The following is a 19,757-nucleotide window of genomic DNA, read 5'->3' on the forward strand; positions in this document are numbered from 1 at the left end:
ACTTGAAAAAAGGCTTAAAAAATAAATAAGGCGCGAAACCGCGCCTTATTTGAAAATATTATTAATCTAAAACCCTTCTAAAATAGACTAATATTATCAATCTACAAATATAGAGTTTTTTATATCAAATAACCTAATAATTTTTCATAAAATTATTTTAAACTTTCAATCCACTTTCTAGCATTTACAAAAGCCTCTAACCAAGGAGATACTTCATCTTTTCTTCCTTCTGGATAGTTTGCCCAGTTCCATTGGAAAGTAGAACGCTCAATATGTGGCATTGTTACAAGATGGCGTCCAGTTTTATCACACATCATTGCTGTGTTATAATCTGATCCGTTAGGATTGTTAGGATAACCTTCGTAACCATATTTCGCTACAATATTGTATTGATCTTCTGATTCTGGTAAATTAAATTTACCTTCTCCATGAGAAATCCATACACCTAATTCCGTTCCAGCTAAACTCGATAACATTACGGAGTTATTCTCTTGAACCTTAACAGAAGTAAATGAACTTTCGTGTTTTTTAGAATCGTTGTGAACCATTTTACCATGAACTTTATGTTCTGGGTTAATTAATTCTAACTCCATCCATAACTGACATCCATTACAAATACCTACAGATAAAGTGTCTTCTCTTTCGAAGAATTTTTTAAGAGCAGCATTAGCCTTTTCATTGTATAAGAATGCACCAGCCCAACCCTTAGCAGAACCAAGAACATCTGAGTTAGAGAAACCTCCAACAGCACCTATAAACTGAATATCCTCAAGAGTTTCACGTCCTGAAATTAAATCTGTCATATGAACATCTTTAACATCAAAACCAGCCAAATACATTGCATTAGCCATTTCTCTTTCAGAGTTCGATCCTTTTTCACGGATAATTGCGGCTTTTGGTCTGTTAGAAACATTGCCTACAATATCTTCCAATTTTCCAGTAAAATTGGTAGGGAAGGTATATTTTAAAGGTTGATTCTTATAGTTATCATAACGATCCTTGGCTAAATCGTTAGCCGTTTGTTTGCTATCTAATAAATACGAAGTTTTGTACCAAGTATCTCTTAATTCAGAAACTGATAACGCAAATACATCCGCATTGTTTTTAATATTTAAACGATCTGACTCAGTAACTGATCCTATTTTAAAGAATTCAATGTCATTTTCTGATAAAATAGCTTCTACAGAATTATCAGCAGCTTGGAAAACGATTCCTGAATTTTCAGCAAACAATACTTTTATACTGTCTGATTCACTTAAAGAAGTTAAATCGATATTAGCTCCAACATTTACATCAGCGAAACAAAGTTCTAATAAAGTAGTGATTAAACCTCCAGAAGCAACATCATGACCAGCAACTACTTTTTCATCTCTGATTAACTGTTGTAAAACATTAAATGTTGTTTTAAACTTAGCAGCATCTTTAATGGTAGGAGCATGATTCCCTATTTTATTAATTACCTGAGCAAATGAACTTCCTCCTAATTTAAATTCATCTTGAGAAAGGTTGATATAGTAAATATCTCCTTGATTAGCTTTTAATACAGGTTCAACTACTTTAGTAATATCATTACAATTTGCAGCTGCTGAAATTACTACAGTACCTGGAGAAATAACTTCTTCATTTGGATACTTTTGTTTCATTGATAAAGAATCTTTTCCTGTTGGAACGTTGATTCCTAAATCAATAGAAAACTCAGAAACTGCTTTTACAGCTTTATATAAACGCGCATCTTCACCTTCATTTCTACATGGCCACATCCAGTTTGCAGAAAGAGAAACCGATTTTAAACCATCTTTCAAAGGAGCCCAAACAATGTTTGTTAATGCTTCAGCGATAGAGTTTTTACTTCCCGCTTCAGGATCAATTAATCCAGAAATAGGAGAGTGCCCAATAGTAGTTGCTATTCCTTCCTTTCCTTTATAATCTAAAGCCATAACACCAACATTGTTCAAAGGAATTTGAAGACTTCCAACACATTGTTGTTTTGCTACTTTTCCTCCAACACAACGGTCAACCTTATTTGTCAACCAATCCTTACATGCTACAGCTTCTAATTGAAGAACTTGAGATAAATATTCATTAAACTTTTCAGTAGTGTAGTTTAACTCAACATACTTTCTATCAACAGAATTATCTGTCATAATAGTTTTAGGAGAGCTTCCAAACATATCTTCCAATGCTAAATCCATTGGTTTATTACCATTAGTTTTAGATTCAAAAGTAAATCTATGATCACCAGTTACATCTCCTACTGTATACATTGGAGAACGTTCACGTTCTGCAATTTTATTTAAAGTATCAATATGTTCATCGGCAATAACTAATCCCATTCTTTCCTGAGACTCATTACCAATAATTTCTTTATTAGATAGAGTAGGGTCACCTACAGGAAGTTGATCTAAATCAATATTTCCACCTGTTTCTTCTACTAATTCTGATAAACAGTTTAAGTGTCCTCCAGCACCATGATCATGGATAGAAACGATAAAGTTTTCCTCGCTTTCTACCATTCCTCTTACAGCATTAGCAGCACGCTTTTGCATTTCTGGATTCGATCTTTGAACTGCATTTAATTCAATTCCGGTAGAAAACTCACCAGTATCTGCTGAAGAAACCGCAGCTCCTCCCATACCAATTCGATAGTTTTCACCACCAAGAATTACTATTTTATCACCTTCCTTCGGCGTATCTTTTATTGCTTGGTCCTTCTTACCATATCCGATACCACCTGCCTGCATAATTACTTTATCGAATCCAAGCTTTCTAGCATCTTCTTCATGTTCGAAAGTTAATACAGATCCACAAATCAATGGCTGACCAAATTTGTTTCCAAAATCAGAGGCACCATTTGATGCTTTGATTAAGATATCCATTGGAGTTTGATATAACCATTTACGCTCATCCATTGCTTGCTCCCATGGACGGCTTTCCTCTAAACGTGAGTAAGAAGTCATATATACAGCTGTACCTGCTAAAGGAATAGATCCTTTACCGCCAGCCAATCTATCTCTAATTTCTCCTCCTGATCCCGTTGCAGCACCGTTAAAAGGTTCTACAGTAGTAGGGAAGTTATGAGTTTCAGCCTTTAACGAAATTACTGATTCGAAATCCTTTGTTTCGTAATATTCAGGAACATCAGCACTTTTTGGAGCAAATTGCTCAACTTTTGGACCTTCTATAAAAGCTACATTATCTTTATAAGCCGAGACAATATCGTTAGGGTTTTGCTTTGAAGTTTCTTTAATTAATTTGAATAGGGAAGTAGGTTGCTCTTCTCCATCAATAACAAAAGTTCCATTAAAAATCTTATGGCGACAATGCTCTGAATTGACTTGAGAGAACCCAAACACTTCAGAATCTGTTAACTTTCTTCCGATTTTTTGAGATACTCCTTCTAAATAAGAAATTTCTTCTTCACTTAATGCTAAACCTTCTTGCTCATTATAAGCAGCAATATCTTCAATTTCTAAAATTGCTTCAGGTTCAATATTAATAGTAAAAGTTTCCTGGTTTAATCCGTTGAATTTTTGAGAAATCATAGGATCAAAATCTGAATAATCTTCAGAAACTGTTTCAAATTCTTCAATTCTTACAATTCCAGAAATCCCCATGTTTTGGGTAATTTCTACGGCATTAGTACTCCAAGGAGTAATCATCGCTGCTCTTGGCCCAACAAAAAAGGCGTCAAGTGACGCCAAGTTTATTTTAGATTGGTTTCCAAATAACCAAGTAAGCTTCGAAATAGTTTCAGCAGTTAATTCTTCTGTTGTTTGCACAGCAAAAACTTTGCTATTTACGTTTCCAAAGAAATGAATCATTATTAGTTGTGTTTGTGTGTGTTTTAAAAAGGTGTAAATTTAGTTCTTTTCCTCGAAATAGAAGCACAAAAAGAGCAGTAAATTTTACTGCTCTTTTCGCTTTCAATATGTAGTGGTAAGTATTATTTGAAATTATTTTTAACAAAATTACTTTCGAAATACATTTCGTTTTCAAATCTATTTTCCGATTTCATTGGAAGAACTTCAACGAAGTCATTAGAAAGCTGTACTCTTGAAGAACGCCCGCTAATATTATCTAATACTGCTTTTAATAGCACTTCGTTTTCGTCTCCAAATGCTAAGAAATTATTCCAGCTAGCAAATTCATTTAGATCAATTGTTGGTTCGAAGCCTTGCGTATAATCACTTTGATCGAGTTTATTAAAAATTTGAAAGGTGATAGGTTGCATTGCCATTTTATGTGAACTATTTGCTGCACTTTTATCCGTGTAATCTGAAGCAGGAGCATCATATAAAGTAATTGATCCTACATTTTTACCATACGTCTTTTTACCTACAGTTACTACTTCTATGTATGGACGTAAACCATTAATAATCATTTCACTTGCAGAAGCTGTTCTAGATGAAGTAATTACATAAATTTTTGAAATACCTGTTAAACGATTTAAAGGAATATCTTGCCCTTGTAAATAGTTTCCTTGAGCATCATATTGAAAAATACCGTTTAAGAAAGGTAATGTATAACCACGATCTTGGTGTTTGCTATTATAGACTGTTTTCGCAAAAACATCTTGTCCAGTTCCTTCTCCATAAATCATACTTGCTAAGTATCCACAGCTTAATACTGATCCTCCGCCATTATATCTAAAGTCTAATATTAACTCCTGAATCCCTTCTGATTTGAAAGTGGCAAAAGCATTGTTTAAATCTTCGTCATAGGATGATCTAAATCCGCTATAAACAAGGTATCCAACTTTTTTGCCATTTACATCGTTGAAAACTTTAGTTACGTGAACTGGATTATCACTAACTTGTCTTTTAGTTAAGCTTATTCTAGATTTTTCAGTAACACCATCTTGTTCTCCAAAAATAAATTCGGCATTATCATTATATAATCCTTGAGCAACAGTTTGATAATTACTATCATTAAAGGTTTGTCCATTAATTCCAAGAATGATATCGCCTCGCTTAATTCCTTTCTCTGATGCGGGTGAATTTTTAGATACATGGGTAACTACCATGATTATACTGTTGGTACTGGTTCTAACACCTCTAGGGCTAAAACCAAAACTAGTTGAAGTTCCTTGAAATTGTTGTTCTTGTTCGATATAATCTTCAATAAACCATGAAAATCGATCTACTTCACCTTTTTGGTAAATAAGAGATTCGAAAAGATCATTTGGAGTAGCAAAAGAGTTTAAGTAACTGTAATAAGTATCTATATTATCATCTTTAGTATCATCTAGGTTTGCTACTTTGTCCTGCCAATTATACCAAGAATTCATAGCTTTCCAAGTAAAATTATTTATAGGGTTACGTAATTCTACATTTTGAGTTGGATTGTCCGAAACACCATCATCTCCACCACATCCAAAAAACATTAGAGAAACAGAACATAAGAGTAGTAGGCTTTTAATTTTTTTCATATTCATTATTTAAAGATTGTTTTACGTTATAATAAAACAACCCTCAATAAGAATTCCCTACTTATTGTCTATATTTATTCTATTTCTTTCAATTTTACCTTTCTTGATTGCTTTATAATTTTCGTAACAATTTAAAACAGCTTCAATTAATTGTAAATCACTCGCTTTCTTTATAAAATACTCAGAATAATCGCAGTCTGCTAATAATTTATGCAATTCAGCTCTATCCATTTGTAAATATTCCATCATAACCTCTCTGTCAAACTTACCAGCCAACATTTTCCTTAAATCATCTTCTTTTTTAAGTTTTTGAAGTTTTTTCAATTGTTTTGGTTTTTTTCCGAATAAATTATAGACTAAATCTACTGGATTTAAAAGCTTAGCTATAGGAGAACTAATTTTTTGAGGTCGTCCTACTTCATAAGTTTGAGGTAATCCATTAATATGTATTCTGGTAAATCTATCCTTTGGAACTTGTTTTACATCTACTTCTAAAACACCTATAAGTTTTGTTGACTTAATTACGATCTCTTTAATTTCTTCAGGCTTTTCAGATAAAGAAATTTCTACCTCGTTCCCTTTCAAAAGGTCATTTGTTACTTTTACTTTAATAGAAGAATATCCTAAAAAAGAAACCAATACCGTGTCATTTGCCTTCGCTACTAACTCAAACAACCCATTTTCATTGGTAATAGTTCCATTAACTGTATTCAAGTTTAAAATATGAGCAGCACTTAATGGTTTTTTAGTTTCAGTATCAACAATCTGTCCCTTCAACTTTTTCTCTTTATTATCTTGAGCTGATACTATGAAGCCAATGAACAACATAGTTATTAGAAGTATGTATTTATTTTGCATACTGCGAAAATAGCAATTAAACCAATTTATATAGTTAATTATCTGTGAATATTACAGATTAAATGAATAAAAAAACCACCAAAACAAAAGTTTGATGGTTTTTTTCGTTAATATAATTCAAATAGAAAGTAAGTAGAATCTCTTCTTTATTCAAACCCGTTGAATTCAGTTTGTATAAAATTTCTTACTATTTTTTTTAAATCATTACTACAATGTTCATTAGGGTAAATCATTCTCACAATTTTTTGGTCTTTCACTGTGTGATTCCATTGAACAAAATTTCTCACATCTTTCGAATCAACTTCATACTCATTATCGTATAGGTAATTCTTGATATTATTTTCCAGTAAATTTATTTTACTATCAAACTCCTTCTTCTTTAAATAACTATTAAATGTCATATAGCTGGAAATATTAAAAATTAAAAATAAAAAGAACAGTAGGGGGTATCTATATTACAAATATATAATGTGGATTAGTTAAATAAAATACTCATTACTACTAGTTTAAAACCTAGGGTCAGTACTTATGTATCTAAGGGTTTTCCCTGAAGTGATTGATTGCTAGTAAACTAAGATATTTTGTGTTTTGAATTGTTAGTTTATTCTGTTCCGAAGTTAAAATAGAATAAGAAGAGTTGTTAGAATTATTTTTTAATTAAATGTATATGAAATTATGAAACATTGTTGCATTAAAAAACTCTTACAAACAAACAGGTTGTTACGTAAGAGTTTTGGTTTTAAGGTAGTATGCTTTATGGTTTTAGTTTTTCATAAATAGCTTTATGAGAATAATTTGATTCAAATATAGAGCAAAAGAAGATAGTGTCAAATACCTAAAACCCCTAAACATTTAATCAGGGAAAACCCTTAGATGACTAGTAAAACTACTGATACAAAAAAACCGAGAGTCAAAAACTCTCGGTTTGTGCGCATAAGAAGATTCGAACTTCCACATTCATAATGAATACTGCCCCCTCAAGGCAGCGCGTCTACCAATTCCGCCATATGCGCCTAAAAGAAAAAAGTTAAGCATAGTTGCTTAACTTTTTGTGACCGGGCTGGGGCTCGAACCCAGGACCCTCTCCTTAAAAGGGAGATGCTCTACCAACTGAGCTACCCGGTCATTTTTGCTTTTGCATATCTGCGATTGCGGGTGCAAATATACAATGGTTTTTTAATTGGCAAAAACTTTTTTTAAGTTTTTTTTGTAGATATTTGTAAGCGTTTAATTTTCAATAAATATGAAAGTAATTCTTTTAGGGTACATGGCAAGTGGGAAGTCATTCATTGGCAAAATTTTAGCCAAAAACATGCAACTACCTTTTATAGATTTGGATAATTATATAGAGGAAAAAGAAAAATTAACTATTCCTCAAATTTTTGAAAGGAAAGGAGAAATTTATTTTCGAACTATCGAAAATAAATACTTGAATGAGCTTCTAATGAACAACGATAATTATGTATTGTCGTTAGGAGGAGGAACTCCTTGCTATGGAAATAATATGGAAGTTATTGGTAAAGCAAAAGATACTACATCATTCTATCTTAAAGCTTCTATTAATACCATTGTAAATAGATTGAGAGGTGAAAAAGATCAGAGACCTTTGGTAGCTAGTTTAAAAGATGAAGATTTATTGGAGTTTGTAGCCAAACATCTTTTTGAAAGAAATAATTATTATAGTAAGGCTACTTATACTATACCTATAGATAATAAAGAAGGAAATGTGATTTCCGAAGAAATAAATAGCTTACTTTAAATTAAGTAAGCTATTGTTTTTTCGTTATCAAATTCTACACTAACGTGTTCTTTTATCGAAGTTGAAAGTGATATTCCTTTAAAATCGGCCTTAACAGGGTATTTTTTATGATTTCTATCTACTAAAACAGCCGTTTTAAATTTTTTCAAAGGAACGTCCAAAAAATGTTTTACAGCATATATAAGCGTTGTTCCTGAATTAAGGACATCATCAACTAAGACAAGAGCCTTATTTTTATATTCATCTTTTTCTATTGAAGTTGAAACTGAATTGATTGGATTCTTTTTATCAATAAACACCTCACAAAGTATTGTTTGGATAGGAGAAATATCAGTAATTACTTTTGCTAACTTCTCCGCTAAGATGTATCCATTCTTTGAAATCCCAGCAATTACAATTTGATTTTCTGTACTATTGGTTTCATACACCTGATAAGCGATTCTTTTTATTTTTTGCTCAACCTGTGTGTTGTCTAATATTATATTGTTTTGTGCAATCATATAATCTATGAAAATTTATATATATAATGTACCGCTACTAATCTTCATTATCAGTATGGTAATCTTCAATATCTCTTCTATCTTTTTTCGTTGGTCTCCCTGTTCCCTTTTTTCTATAATAGTCTTTTGAATACTTCAAAAGTTCAGTTCGTTCAAATTCTTCTTTAGGTGTTAAATCTTTTCTATATAAGTCTACTAACTTTGCTCCAACTCTATTTGCTGGGATGTCTAACACTTTTATTTTGTAATTGATTTGGTTTTTTCGAATTAAAACTTCTTCATTACCATAAATCTCTCTTGAAGGTTTAATGGGATTGCCATCAATTTTTACATGCCCTTTTTTACAAGCATCTGTAGCAATACTTCTCGTTTTAAACAATCTAATACACCACAAATATTTGTCAATTCTCATATAAAATCTTAAAATTTATTAATTTTTTTTTACAAAGGTATAAAAATGCTAAATTGCGCATTAAAATTATTAGAACTAAATGATAAAAATTAAGCATTTCTTATACATTTTGGTTACTGGAGTGACTTTGTACGCATGTAGCAATAGTAACAATACAACAGTTGATAACTTTGATCATGAAGCTCAGGCTAAAAAAGATAACGATTCTATTGTTAAATTTTTAAAGAACAACTACTTCAATGAAGAGCGTGACTCTATTATGCCAATAGAAGGTGGGGAAACTGCTTTGTTTGATGATAATAGGTTGATTACAAAAACGATAAATGAATTTGATATAGATTATACGTATTATGTTTTTGTTCAAGAAGAAGGAACTCCTGATGAAGACAAAGGTTTTCCAACAGTTATAGATTCTATATTACCTGTTTATAGATTAAGAACATTAACTACCGCTACGAAAGTTAAAAAGGAGCAGGATTTAATCAACCCACAATGGTTTAATCAAGTAAATGTTGTACCAGGATGGAGATATCCTTGGGTACATTTCAGAAATGGAAATAATGTTACAAGTAATGGACCTATACGATATGAGGATGGGGGTAAAGGCTTTTTCATATTACCTTCTGGTATATCATATAGAAATGGAGGTGCATTACCTAACAAAATATTATTATACTATGTTGAATTGTATGATTTTATTAAGGATACAGACCATGATAGAGATAATGTTCCTTCTATTTATGAAGATATTGATGGTGATGGTAAACCATGGAATGATGACACAGATGGAGATAGAACAGTAGATTTTCTAGATATTGATGATGACAATGACACAGTTCTTACAAAAGATGAAGATGCAAATGGAGATGGAGATCCTAGAAATGACTTCAGTGACCCAGATAACCCTACATTGCCTGATTATAGGAATAGAAATATTAGGAATTAAAAACCTAAAAAAATATAGAAAAGCTCATTAAATTTTAATGAGCTTTTCTATTTATACCACTTATCTCTGAAATCAAACCAATTAACGATGTACTACTACCAATTATCTCTTTTTCAGAAACATAAATACAATTAGGTTGTATGTTTACAGCGTAGTAGTAAGTTAATTTTTTGATTAGCGATTTAAAGGTTTTTTCCGTTCGTGAGAATTGAAAAAGCCTTTTTTTTAGCTTAAGCCCCCCGAAATTCTAAAAAATAATGTTTAACATATTGAATAATCTACTTTACTCATTATAAACACATTAAAATCAAGTTAAAAGTAATCTTAACTTTTTCCTCATAAAATTCTAGGGTTTTCAGCGTAAACACTAGGGAAAAACCCTAAGAACGGATTAGGGATTCTACCAATTGTACAGCGGTTAAATTAATGATAATATTGCATAGAAATAAATCATTAGATTTTATTTTGTTGTTGGGAGAAATTCTAACGATGAAGAAAGAGAAACATTAAACTTTATGTGAAAATTCCTGTTTTATTAAAAAGAGACAGGATTTTTTTATTTTGAATATAATATTAGAAAAACACCTATAATAATTCCGGCTAATGGTATCAGTTTTTTTCTTTTATTCTTTTCCTTAAAAAGGATTCCACCAATAACTACGGCAATCACAATTTGACTTCGTTTTATAGCAGATAAAAGCATTATCATTGCTTCAGGATCTTGTAGTGCTTTAAAGTAAAAATAATCCGCGGTTTGTAGTAATATCCCTACTGCTGGCATTGACCATCGAAAGGTAAAGGCTTGTCTTTTTTCTTTATAAGGAAGCCAGGTTATGGCAACAATAATGCACAGTATAATTGTTGTATACCAGCAGAACCAAAACTGTAGAGTTTGTGGTGTAAGACTTATTTTCTGGATTAGAAACTTATCATACAATCCACTTGATGCCCCTAAGAAAGTAGCACCAATAATGGCAAAAATCCATTTATTTGATTTAAAGTCAATTCCTTCTTTTTTGCCAATACGAGAATATAATAGCACTGATAGTATGATTAAAAAGAAACCTACCCATTGAAAGCCATTTGGTTGTTCATTGTAGATAAGAATAGCTCCTAAGAAGGTGAAAAATGGACCAGCAGATCGGATTGGTGTAACAATAGTGATTGGTAAATGCTTTAGAGCTTGATATGCCAATATCCAAGAAGAAGCCATTATTAAAGACTTAATAAAGATAAAACCATGATTTTGCCATGAAATATCATTTATATAAAGGTTTATATCTTTTAGTGTGTCTGGACTGTATTTTGATCCTATGTATAAAGGAGTCAATAATAAAAAACCAGCTGTAATTGTTCCCAATAGCACTGGAAAAACTTCATTTCCTTTTACAGCATGTTTTTTACATAAGTTATGTAATCCTAAAAACAGTGCTGCTAATAATCCTAAGTACATCCACATGGGGCGCGAAGATACCCATTCTTGGAAATAAACAACCTCTTTTATAAAAAATAAAATCCTGAGGTATTTTTAAGCTTTATTGACTGTATCAATAAGCTGCTTCCTCAAGCAACATAAGGGTTTCTGGGTAGTTTTTTAAATGAGTGTTTAATATACGTTGTACATCTTTTGTGTCTTTTAACGACTCTATATTATTTAAATACTCTTCTAAAGAAGCTTCTTTTTTATTATCCAGATAGCCAAAACCTTTATAAAAACCATTTAACACAAGTACATATCCGTATTCATCTTCTTTTAAACCAGATTGTTTAATAATGAAGTTATCTTCCTTATATTTTATGGAGTCTAGGGCTTCTTGCACTCTAGAATTATAAGATTTTATCGTTTCTTCTTTTCTGCATACGCCTCGACATTTTTTTAGTTGATAATGGAAACAACTGCTTACATTTGTTTGTAAATGACAATATTTAGGACATAATTCAAATTTTTCGCATAACTTTTCTACAAAATTTCTGGCTTCAGCAGCAGTATAAAATTTAGTGATAGGGTTTGGAGCTAATTTTAGTTTATTCCAAGCAAGATGTATTATGCCTGATCTATCTTCATACGAAAACAAACCGATACTTTCGGCAGTTCTTCTTTGAGCTCTATTGTATTTAGGATAATGTTTTTTGATTTCTGAAGATTCTAATAATAATGCCAATAACTCGCTACCAGTTTCAGTATAAGTAATATCGGTAGTTGCCATGCACATAGCCACTTCTTTTTTCTTTTTATCATAAAAATGACTGAGTACTCTTTGTTTTATATTATTAGCTTTTCCGACATAGATGATATCCTTAGTTTCATTTTTGAAATAATACACTCCTGTTTTTTCAGAAAGGTTGTCAAATACGGTTTTAGAAAGGAGTGGAGGAAGGGTGGCTTGCCTTGAGCGAGGGTTCAAAAACGTAGAAATAACACTTTTCTCTTGTTCTTTATCTAGTACTAATAGTTTTTTAAATAAGATTACTGTGGCATCAGCATCTCCTTTGGCTCTATGCCTATCATTAATTTTAATACCTTCTGAAGCACATAAATTACCTAAACTATATGATTTTTTATTGGGAAGTAATTTTCTTGAAAGTCGTACAGTACATAGCTTTTTACGTTTAAAACTAAACCCTAATGATTTAAACTCTTTTCCTATAATTCCATAATCGAAATTGACGTTGTGCGCGACAAAAACGGTATCTTTTGTAATTTCATATACTTTTTTAGCTATTTCATAAAACTTAGGAGCATTGACCACCATGGGCTGTGTAATTCCCGTTAAGTTGGTAATAAACGAAGGGATATTACTTTCGGGGTTAACCAATGAAGTAAACTCGTCAATAACCTTTTCTCCATCAAAAACAAGAATGCTAATCTCGGTTATTTTATCACCGCCATTTGTTTCTATATCGACAATTGAATATTTCATACTCCTATGTTTTAATTTTGAGTTTTAAGTGATGAATTATGAGTTTTTAATTTCTTTCGTGGTATAATTGTTTATATCTGCCGTTTTTAGTTTTATTTCTTTACTTAAAATTCACAACTTATAACTCATAATAATTACGATGCTCTGACCATTTTTTCTAAAGCCTTTAATTCTACACCTAATTGATTTAACATAGAAGCAATACTGCTAATTTTTAAATCGCGCTCGTCATATTCCTGGGTATTAATACTACATGTAAATTCCCATAGTTCCAGCACCTCAGTAACAGGCACATGATATGATTGATAGTTTTTATTGTCTGGGACTAATAACAAAGCGTTTCTTTCTTCTATTTTATCATACACTCGCTTATAGGTCATTCCATCATTTGCAGTAACAATAATGTATGAAGTTCCGCTTTTTATATCACGAATATCATCTAAATACTTAGCCACTACATATGAACCATCTTTCATCGGTAACATAGAGTCTCCTTTTATAGGAAACGCTCTGTGCTTACCTGTAGGCAAAAATGGAAGCTTTATTTTTTCTAACTGTTCAATATACTCTGGATCATCATAGCCTAATAAATAACCTGCCGATGATTTTACAGGAACAACTTCTATCAAATCTTCATTATCCATATCCACTGAAATAGGAAATAAAACGCGTTGGTTTCCGATTTCTATAAAAGAAGTATCAGTTGCATATGTTAAATCGTTTTTGATTAACACATCTATAGGAAGAGAAAAATACTCTGAAAACTGAATAAGCATATCAATAGGAGGGTCAGATCGACCTTCTTCATAAGAGCCTATTTTAGAGCGAGTCATTTCAACTTCATCTGCTAATTGTTCTTGAGTGTAGCCTTTTAGTTTTCGTAAATGACGAATGTTTTTTGCAATATGATTCATAATACTACAAATATAAGCAAGAAAAACTATTTTTTGTAGTTAATTTTGAAAAATGTTTTTAAACAATCACACATATTACAGTTTACGATACGGAACAATTCCTCCAAAGCGATTGTTAGAATTGGCTGAAAAACAAAAGTTTAAAGAGCTTGTAGTTACTGATATTAATAATACTTCGGCTTATTTAGATATGGTTCGGTTATCTCCTAATTATAAGGTAAAACCAATACTTGGGGTTGATTTTAGAAACGGAGCGCAACAACAATTTGTTATGTTGGCTCAAAATAATAATGGCTTTGAAAAAATAAATGAATATTTATCCAGCTTTCTACATCAAAACTCTTATGAAATCCCTAGAAAAGCAAAGGAGTTACCAGATACTTTTGTCATTTACCCTTTTCAAAATACGATTGATTTTACTCTAAAATCTAATGAATATATAGGAATACGAAAGGAAGAATTGAATAGGTTAAAGTTTTCAAAATGGAAAAATAGCTTGAATAAAATTGTGGTTTTACAAACAGTAACTTTTGAACATAAAAAGGGATTTAATACACATCGATTACTTCGTGCTATAGATAATAACACCTTGTTAAGTATGCTTCCTGTATCCGAACAAGTTTCTGAAAGTGAAGGTATTCTTTCTATAGAAGAACTTAAAAATGCCTTTGTTGAATTTCCTCAAATTATTAAGAATACACAAGACATACTGGATAAATGTAGTATTGATTTTGATTTCTCTGGAGAAACTCCTAAAAATCAAAAGGTATTTGGAGAAAGTGAAAAAAGCGATTATGATTTACTTAAAAAACTAAGTTATGATGGAATTTCGTATCGCTATGAGAATCCTAACAAAGAAATATATAAACGCATAGAGAAAGAGTTGGAGGTTATCAAAGATAAAGGCTTTGTCTCTTATTTCTTAATCAATTGGAAAATATTAGAATACGCACGATCTAAAGGTTATTTTTATGTAGGCAGAGGGAGTGGAGCTAATAGTATTATTGCTTATCTATTACGTATTACTGATGTTGATCCTGTGGAGTTAGATTTGTATTTCGAACGTTTTATCAATTTATATAGAAAGAACCCACCAGATTTTGATATTGATTTTTCTTGGACCGACAGAGACGATATTACCCGCTTTATCTTTGAAAACTTTAAAAACACAGCTTTACTAACGGTTTACAATACTTTTAAATACAGAGCTGCTGTTAGAGAGTTAGGAAAGGTATTTGGGCTTCCAAAATCTGAAATTGATGTACTATCCTCAGGTAACTATAACTATAATGGCTTAGATAAATTATCGCAGTTAGTGGTTATTTATAGCACCTATATTGAAGGTTTTCCTAACTACCTAGGAATTCACGCAGGAGGTATTTTAATCTCTGACAAACCAATTCATTATTACACGGCTACTTTTATGCCTCCAAAAGGCTATGCTACCACACAATTTGATATGGTAATAGCAGAAGATATTGGTCTTTACAAGTTCGATATTTTGAGTCAACGTGGCCTAGGAAAGATTAAAGATGCAGTTGAAATAGTACGGTATAACAACCCTGATAAAGAACCAATAGACATACACGATATTCAGCGGTTCAAGGAAGATGAGCAAATCAAATATTTACTCAGAAATGCCAAGGCCATTGGTTGCTTTTATGTAGAGTCACCAGCCATGCGAATGCTACTAAAAAAACTACGGGTTGATGATTATTTAGGACTTGTTGCCGCTAGTTCTGTTATTAGACCAGGGGTAGCTAAATCGGGTATGATGCGCGAGTATATTCTACGATTTAGAAACCCTGAAAGGAGAAAAGACGCACATCCAACAATGTTAGATATCATGCCTGAAACTTATGGTGTCATGGTATACCAGGAAGATGTTATAAAAGTGGCTCACCATTTCGGAGGTTTAGATTTAGGACAAGCGGATATGTTACGTAGAGGGATGTCTGGGAAATTCAGGTCTAGAGAAGAGTTTTTAAAGGTAAAAGATCAGTTTTTCTTAAATTGTAAAAACAAAGGAGAAACGCTACAATTAACACAAGAAATATGGATGCAAATAGAAAGCTTTGCAGGGTATGCTTTTGCTAAAGGGCATTCGGCTTCTTATGCAGTAGAAAGCTACCAAAGTTTGTTTTTAAAAGCTTATTACCCATTAGAATATATGGTAGCTACCATGAATAACTTTGGAGGTTTTTATCGCACAGAGTTATATATACATGAAGCCAGAATGCATGGCGGAATTATCAAGAACCCATGTATTAATAAAAGTTATAATGAAACAGTTATCTATGGAAAAGAAATATACATTGGTTTTATGTTTTTGCAATCTTTAGAAAGTAGAACCATTAAAAAAATATTAGAAGAACGCTCTAAAAATGGTCCTTTTGAGAGTTTGGATGATTTTATTGATCGCGTATCTATCTCTATTGAACAAATAACAATTCTTATAAAAATAAGAGCATTTGATTTTACCAAAAGAAACAAGCGAGCTCTTTTATGGGAAGCACATATGAAAATTAGCAAAGTTACTTTTGAAGAATATCGTCCTACCTTATTCAGGTCTAAACGAATCACACACAAAACCCCAGAATTGTTTTCTTCCGCTTTAGAAGATGCCTTTGATCAAATGGAACTATTAGGCTACCCACTATGTAGTCCTTTTGATTTATTAATAAAAGAGAGTTCTTTTCTCTTAAAAGCAAATGATTTACACCTATATAAGAACCAATTTGTGACGATTGAAGGCTATTTGGTTACCACTAAAAAAACAAGTACTTCAGGTGGTAAGCCCATGTTTTTCGGAACTTTTTTAGATAGAGATGGTTATTTTATAGATTCAGTTCATTTTCCTCCCATAGCAAAAAAATATCCTTTCAGAGGAAAGGGAGTATATCGCTTATATGGAAAAGTAATTGAAGAGTTTGAATGTATAACTATTGAGGTGAGTAGTATGGAACGTTTAGCAATTATTGAAGACCCTAGATATGCTGACAGTAGAAAAGCACAACGCCCACGTCCTAAAAGAAATGCATCATGAGTGAACGTTCCATAATACATATGGATTTAGATACCTTTTTTGTGTCTTGTGAACGATTAAAAGATAGTCGTTTAGTAGGAAAACCTGTACTCATTGGAGGAACATCTGATAGAGGAGTGGTAGCCTCTTGTAGTTACGAAGCACGTGCATTTGGTATTCATTCCGCTATGCCTATGCGCATGGCAAAACAATTATGTCCTGAAGCTATTGTATTACGTGGAAATGCTGGTATTTACACAAAATTCTCTGAGTCAGTCACTGAAGTCATTAAAGAAATGGTTCCTTTATATGAAAAAACATCGATTGACGAGTTTTATATTGATTTAACAGGAATGGATCGCTTTTTCGGTTGTCATCAACTAGCTACAGAATTAAGACAACGGATTATCAAAGAAACAGGTTTACCTATATCTTTTGGCTTATCAATTAATAAAACTGTATCTAAAATCGCTACAGGAGAAGCCAAACCTAACAATCAAATAAAAATAGATAAAGGAACTGAAAAACCATTTCTATCGCCTTTATCCGTTAAGAAAATCCCCATGGTTGGCGAGGTAACTTACAAGTCGTTATGCGATTTGGGTATAAAAAAGATTAAAACAGTACAAGAAATGCCAATAGAAATGATGTCCCGGGTATTTGGAAAAAATGGAATTTCTATATGGAAAAAAGCAAATGGTATTGATCATAGTCCTGTAGTACAATATCATGAGCGTAAATCTATTTCTACAGAACGTACTTTTGATAAAGACACCACAGATGTTCGTAAATTGGAAAGCATTATTGTAGCAATGACTGAAAACTTGATTTATCAATTACGCAGAGGGAATAAACTAACCGCTTGCGTAACCTTTAAAATTCGCTACTCCGATTTTCAAACCTATACATTACAGCGTAGAATCCCTTATAGTTCGGCGGATCATAAAATCATTCCTCTGGTAAAGGAGTTGTATAAAAGTTTATACAAACGACGCTTATTAGTACGTTTGATAGGAGTAAAGTTTAGTCATTTAGTAGAAGGAGGCTATCAAATTGATTTATTCGATGATAATGATAAGATAATTAATCTTTACCAGGCCATGGATAAAATGCGCGAACGTTATGGAGACCGTGCTGTTATACGTGCAACTGGAATGGAAGCTAAAAGTATTTCAAGATGGAATCCGTTTACTGGCGAGCCACCACCTTTATTGCCTAATCGAAGACGATAAAATATTATTTACTGATACTTAAAGTATTAAAATAAATAATGAGAATTATTCAAAAAAAATAAGTTAAAATTTAAAATTTATCAAGTCTTCTTTAAAATAATAACTATATTCGGATCACATTTATTTAACCAAAAAATAAAAACTACTAGAATGAAAAAATCAATTTTAAATTTAAGCGGAACTAAGAAATTAACTACTGAAACATTAAAAGAAATTAAAGGAGGATTTTTCTTCGAGCCAGTATGTGGAGGAGATGGATCTTACATCTATCAAAACGGAGCAAAAGTATGCTGTTATGTTCCACCAGTAGATAACTGTACTCCTAAGCCTGGACACTATTGTCCTGATGTAATTGGTCAAGGAACTTATATCTGTTAGGAAGTAGCACAATGAAATAATTGAACACCGATTTAAATGAAAGTTTAAATCGGTGTTTTTTTATACCTTCAAATATTTACATATTTATTTCATAATTTCCTAAAATTAGTGTCATAAAAACTATTTTTTCTTATATTTGATAATAACCAAACTATTATAAAATCAAATGAATTCTTTATCCCCAAACTCTAGAGTCTCCATTAACCAATATTATACTCTAAAAATGAGTTTTTTTACTTAAGACACTCTATTTATTTTCATAACATATTTTTCTTTTTTTCAGAAAACATGTTTTACATATTCTATTGTTGTAAAACAAATTCCTCTGCAGTCTTTTTTTGACTAAATTTTACTGTATATGCCAATATCTTAAAACAGCCACAAACTGCTATACTTAGATGTTTTTCTGAAGAAAATATAATAATTTAAACATCCCTCATATGGCAATAGCTCAAAACATGATGAATAATAAACTTTATGTTATTCATACGCAACATACTGTAGGCAGAGATCCCAATAATACAAGTGTAATTAACTATAACGATGCTTCCCGAAAACATGCAGTCATTTATTGGGAAAGTAACTGTTGGAAACTAACCGATTTTAGTAGTAATGGAACCAAAGTTAACTCTAAGCTTATACACCATCAAACTGTTACTTTAAAGATGAATGACTTAATTCAGTTTTCAAGTTCTCAAAAAGACAATTGGAAAATAATAAATATAGATGAGCCAAGAAGCTTTCTAGATCCAGTAGCAGAAAACAATGAGATAATTCTTTTAAATAAAGAAGGAATAATCATGGAAAGTCAAACAACCAATTCTTATGTTTTCCAAAACAATGAAAATAAATGGATTCTTGATAATGAAACTCAAGAAATAGAGCTTGTCAATGGAAAAATATACCTTATCAACAACGTTCAATATAGATTTATTGACAATGAAAGTCTATCCAAAACATTATTAAACGCTGATATTACGAAAAATGCATGTTTTAAGTTGTTTATTAGCATTGATGAAGAAAACATTATATCAAAAATTGAGATTAATGATTTGGAGCTCGATTTAGGGAATCGTGTTTTTAACCATCTCTTGTTGTATTTGGTAAGAAAAAAACAAAAAGATTTGAATTATGGTGTAAATGTCGATTTATGCGGATGGGTAAACATGGATGATTTATATACCTCTTTAGGTAAAGAATTATTAAAAGAGGTTGATGCATATTATGTTAACACGTTGATTTATCGTTTACGAAAAAACCTTATGAAACTTCAACCATATGGTTTTCTTTTCGCAAATATTATTGAAAGGAAAAAGGGAAAATTAAGGTTTGGGTTACCAAAATTTGAAATAAACAAAGAGCATGCGTTTGCCTAAAACCAACT

General features: G+C 31.6%; 15 protein-coding genes and 2 tRNA genes. 6 read left to right on the forward strand and 11 right to left on the reverse strand.

The genetic code is table 11. The features are described 5' to 3' along the window. Nucleotides 1–152 precede the first annotated feature (152 nt). The 6 genes from purL to ACKTTV_RS12010 form a co-directional block, all read right to left on the reverse strand. On the reverse strand, nucleotides 153–3,821 hold the full coding sequence (purL, locus tag ACKTTV_RS11985) for a phosphoribosylformylglycinamidine synthase (protein WP_408031076.1): 3,669 nt from the start codon (nucleotides 3,819–3,821) through the stop codon (nucleotides 153–155). Nucleotides 3,822–3,943: 122 nt separating this feature from the next. After that, the gene (locus ACKTTV_RS11990; protein WP_408031077.1) at nucleotides 3,944–5,428 is read right to left on the reverse strand and encodes a S41 family peptidase; all 1,485 of its coding nucleotides are present in this window, start codon (nucleotides 5,426–5,428) and stop codon (nucleotides 3,944–3,946) included. Between the two features lie 57 nt (nucleotides 5,429–5,485). Further along, nucleotides 5,486–6,286, reverse strand: a complete 801-nt coding sequence (locus tag ACKTTV_RS11995; protein ID WP_408031078.1) for a carboxypeptidase-like regulatory domain-containing protein — start codon at nucleotides 6,284–6,286, stop codon at nucleotides 5,486–5,488. A 146-nt stretch (nucleotides 6,287–6,432) separates the two neighbouring features. Further along, nucleotides 6,433–6,687, reverse strand: a complete 255-nt coding sequence (locus ACKTTV_RS12000; protein ID WP_408031079.1) for a hypothetical protein — start codon at nucleotides 6,685–6,687, stop codon at nucleotides 6,433–6,435. A 527-nt stretch (nucleotides 6,688–7,214) separates the two neighbouring features. Further along, nucleotides 7,215–7,299: transfer RNA gene (locus ACKTTV_RS12005), tRNA-Leu, on the reverse strand. Nucleotides 7,300–7,338: 39 nt separating this feature from the next. Further along, a tRNA-Lys gene (locus ACKTTV_RS12010) sits at nucleotides 7,339–7,411 on the reverse strand. A gap of 118 nt (nucleotides 7,412–7,529) precedes the next feature. Here ACKTTV_RS12010 and ACKTTV_RS12015 point away from each other — a divergent pair. Continuing rightward, complete coding sequence (locus ACKTTV_RS12015) at nucleotides 7,530–8,045, forward strand: shikimate kinase (RefSeq protein ID WP_408031080.1); 516 nt, start codon at nucleotides 7,530–7,532, stop codon at nucleotides 8,043–8,045. On the opposite strand, the gene ACKTTV_RS12020 is transcribed toward ACKTTV_RS12015, so the two are convergent. Both ACKTTV_RS12020 and ACKTTV_RS12025 read right to left on the reverse strand, forming a co-directional pair. Beyond that, on the reverse strand, nucleotides 8,042–8,545 hold the full coding sequence (locus ACKTTV_RS12020) for a phosphoribosyltransferase family protein (protein ID WP_408031081.1): 504 nt from the start codon (nucleotides 8,543–8,545) through the stop codon (nucleotides 8,042–8,044). The two genes, ACKTTV_RS12015 and ACKTTV_RS12020, sit on opposite strands and share 4 nt — an antisense overlap. Nucleotides 8,546–8,582: 37 nt before the next feature. Beyond that, the gene (locus ACKTTV_RS12025) at nucleotides 8,583–8,957 is read right to left on the reverse strand and encodes an RNA-binding S4 domain-containing protein (protein WP_408031082.1); all 375 of its coding nucleotides are present in this window, start codon (nucleotides 8,955–8,957) and stop codon (nucleotides 8,583–8,585) included. A gap of 79 nt (nucleotides 8,958–9,036) precedes the next feature. Here ACKTTV_RS12025 and ACKTTV_RS12030 point away from each other — a divergent pair, with 79 nt between their 5' ends. Continuing rightward, complete coding sequence (locus ACKTTV_RS12030; RefSeq protein ID WP_408031083.1) at nucleotides 9,037–9,903, forward strand: peptidylprolyl isomerase; 867 nt, start codon at nucleotides 9,037–9,039, stop codon at nucleotides 9,901–9,903. A gap of 556 nt (nucleotides 9,904–10,459) precedes the next feature. On the opposite strand, the gene ACKTTV_RS12035 is transcribed toward ACKTTV_RS12030, so the two are convergent. The 3 genes from ACKTTV_RS12035 to ACKTTV_RS12045 form a co-directional block, all read right to left on the reverse strand. Beyond that, nucleotides 10,460–11,362, reverse strand: a complete 903-nt coding sequence (locus tag ACKTTV_RS12035; protein WP_408031084.1) for an EamA family transporter — start codon at nucleotides 11,360–11,362, stop codon at nucleotides 10,460–10,462. A gap of 88 nt (nucleotides 11,363–11,450) precedes the next feature. Further along, nucleotides 11,451–12,824 carry an exonuclease domain-containing protein gene (locus tag ACKTTV_RS12040; RefSeq protein WP_408031085.1) on the reverse strand — a complete coding sequence of 458 codons (1,374 nt, stop codon included), beginning with the start codon at nucleotides 12,822–12,824 and terminating at the stop codon, nucleotides 11,451–11,453. A 134-nt stretch (nucleotides 12,825–12,958) separates the two neighbouring features. Continuing rightward, nucleotides 12,959–13,738 (reverse strand): XRE family transcriptional regulator, encoded by a 780-nt coding sequence (locus ACKTTV_RS12045; RefSeq protein ID WP_408031086.1) that lies wholly within the window; start codon nucleotides 13,736–13,738, stop codon nucleotides 12,959–12,961. A 52-nt stretch (nucleotides 13,739–13,790) separates the two neighbouring features. Between ACKTTV_RS12045 and ACKTTV_RS12050 the strand changes: the two genes are divergently transcribed. From ACKTTV_RS12050 to ACKTTV_RS12065, 4 genes are all read left to right on the forward strand, one after another. Continuing rightward, nucleotides 13,791–16,784: a DNA polymerase III subunit alpha gene (locus ACKTTV_RS12050; RefSeq protein WP_408031087.1), complete on the forward strand. Its 2,994-nt coding sequence runs from the start codon at nucleotides 13,791–13,793 to the stop codon at nucleotides 16,782–16,784. Continuing rightward, nucleotides 16,781–17,995 carry a DNA polymerase IV gene (gene dinB / locus ACKTTV_RS12055; protein ID WP_408031088.1) on the forward strand — a complete coding sequence of 405 codons (1,215 nt, stop codon included), beginning with the start codon at nucleotides 16,781–16,783 and terminating at the stop codon, nucleotides 17,993–17,995. The genes ACKTTV_RS12050 and dinB overlap by 4 nt, the downstream gene beginning before the upstream one ends. A gap of 150 nt (nucleotides 17,996–18,145) precedes the next feature. Next, nucleotides 18,146–18,373: a hypothetical protein gene (locus ACKTTV_RS12060; protein ID WP_408031089.1), complete on the forward strand. Its 228-nt coding sequence runs from the start codon at nucleotides 18,146–18,148 to the stop codon at nucleotides 18,371–18,373. Between the two features lie 440 nt (nucleotides 18,374–18,813). After that, nucleotides 18,814–19,749, forward strand: a complete 936-nt coding sequence (locus ACKTTV_RS12065; RefSeq protein WP_408031090.1) for an FHA domain-containing protein — start codon at nucleotides 18,814–18,816, stop codon at nucleotides 19,747–19,749. Nucleotides 19,750–19,757: the final 8 nt, after the last annotated feature.

Source organism: Tenacibaculum xiamenense, from assembly GCF_964513065.1.
Classification (GTDB): domain Bacteria; phylum Bacteroidota; class Bacteroidia; order Flavobacteriales; family Flavobacteriaceae; genus Polaribacter; species Polaribacter xiamenense.

Excerpts from the sequence above, each read along its gene's own strand:
- purL (WP_408031076.1), bottom strand. The coding sequence starts at position 3,821 with ATGATTCATTTCTTTGGAAACGTAAATAGCAAAGTTTTTGCTGTGCAA.
- ACKTTV_RS11990 (WP_408031077.1), bottom strand. The coding sequence starts at position 5,428 with ATGAAAAAAATTAAAAGCCTACTACTCTTATGTTCTGTTTCTCTAATG.
- ACKTTV_RS11995 (WP_408031078.1), bottom strand. The coding sequence starts at position 6,286 with ATGCAAAATAAATACATACTTCTAATAACTATGTTGTTCATTGGCTTC.
- ACKTTV_RS12000 (WP_408031079.1), bottom strand. The coding sequence starts at position 6,687 with ATGACATTTAATAGTTATTTAAAGAAGAAGGAGTTTGATAGTAAAATA.
- ACKTTV_RS12015 (WP_408031080.1), top strand. The coding sequence starts at position 7,530 with ATGAAAGTAATTCTTTTAGGGTACATGGCAAGTGGGAAGTCATTCATT.
- ACKTTV_RS12020 (WP_408031081.1), bottom strand. The coding sequence starts at position 8,545 with ATGATTGCACAAAACAATATAATATTAGACAACACACAGGTTGAGCAA.
- ACKTTV_RS12025 (WP_408031082.1), bottom strand. The coding sequence starts at position 8,957 with ATGAGAATTGACAAATATTTGTGGTGTATTAGATTGTTTAAAACGAGA.
- ACKTTV_RS12030 (WP_408031083.1), top strand. The coding sequence starts at position 9,037 with ATGATAAAAATTAAGCATTTCTTATACATTTTGGTTACTGGAGTGACT.
- ACKTTV_RS12035 (WP_408031084.1), bottom strand. The coding sequence starts at position 11,362 with ATGTGGATGTACTTAGGATTATTAGCAGCACTGTTTTTAGGATTACAT.
- ACKTTV_RS12040 (WP_408031085.1), bottom strand. The coding sequence starts at position 12,824 with ATGAAATATTCAATTGTCGATATAGAAACAAATGGCGGTGATAAAATA.
- ACKTTV_RS12045 (WP_408031086.1), bottom strand. The coding sequence starts at position 13,738 with ATGAATCATATTGCAAAAAACATTCGTCATTTACGAAAACTAAAAGGC.
- ACKTTV_RS12050 (WP_408031087.1), top strand. The coding sequence starts at position 13,791 with ATGTTTTTAAACAATCACACATATTACAGTTTACGATACGGAACAATT.
- dinB (WP_408031088.1), top strand. The coding sequence starts at position 16,781 with ATGAGTGAACGTTCCATAATACATATGGATTTAGATACCTTTTTTGTG.
- ACKTTV_RS12060 (WP_408031089.1), top strand. The coding sequence starts at position 18,146 with ATGAAAAAATCAATTTTAAATTTAAGCGGAACTAAGAAATTAACTACT.
- ACKTTV_RS12065 (WP_408031090.1), top strand. The coding sequence starts at position 18,814 with ATGGCAATAGCTCAAAACATGATGAATAATAAACTTTATGTTATTCAT.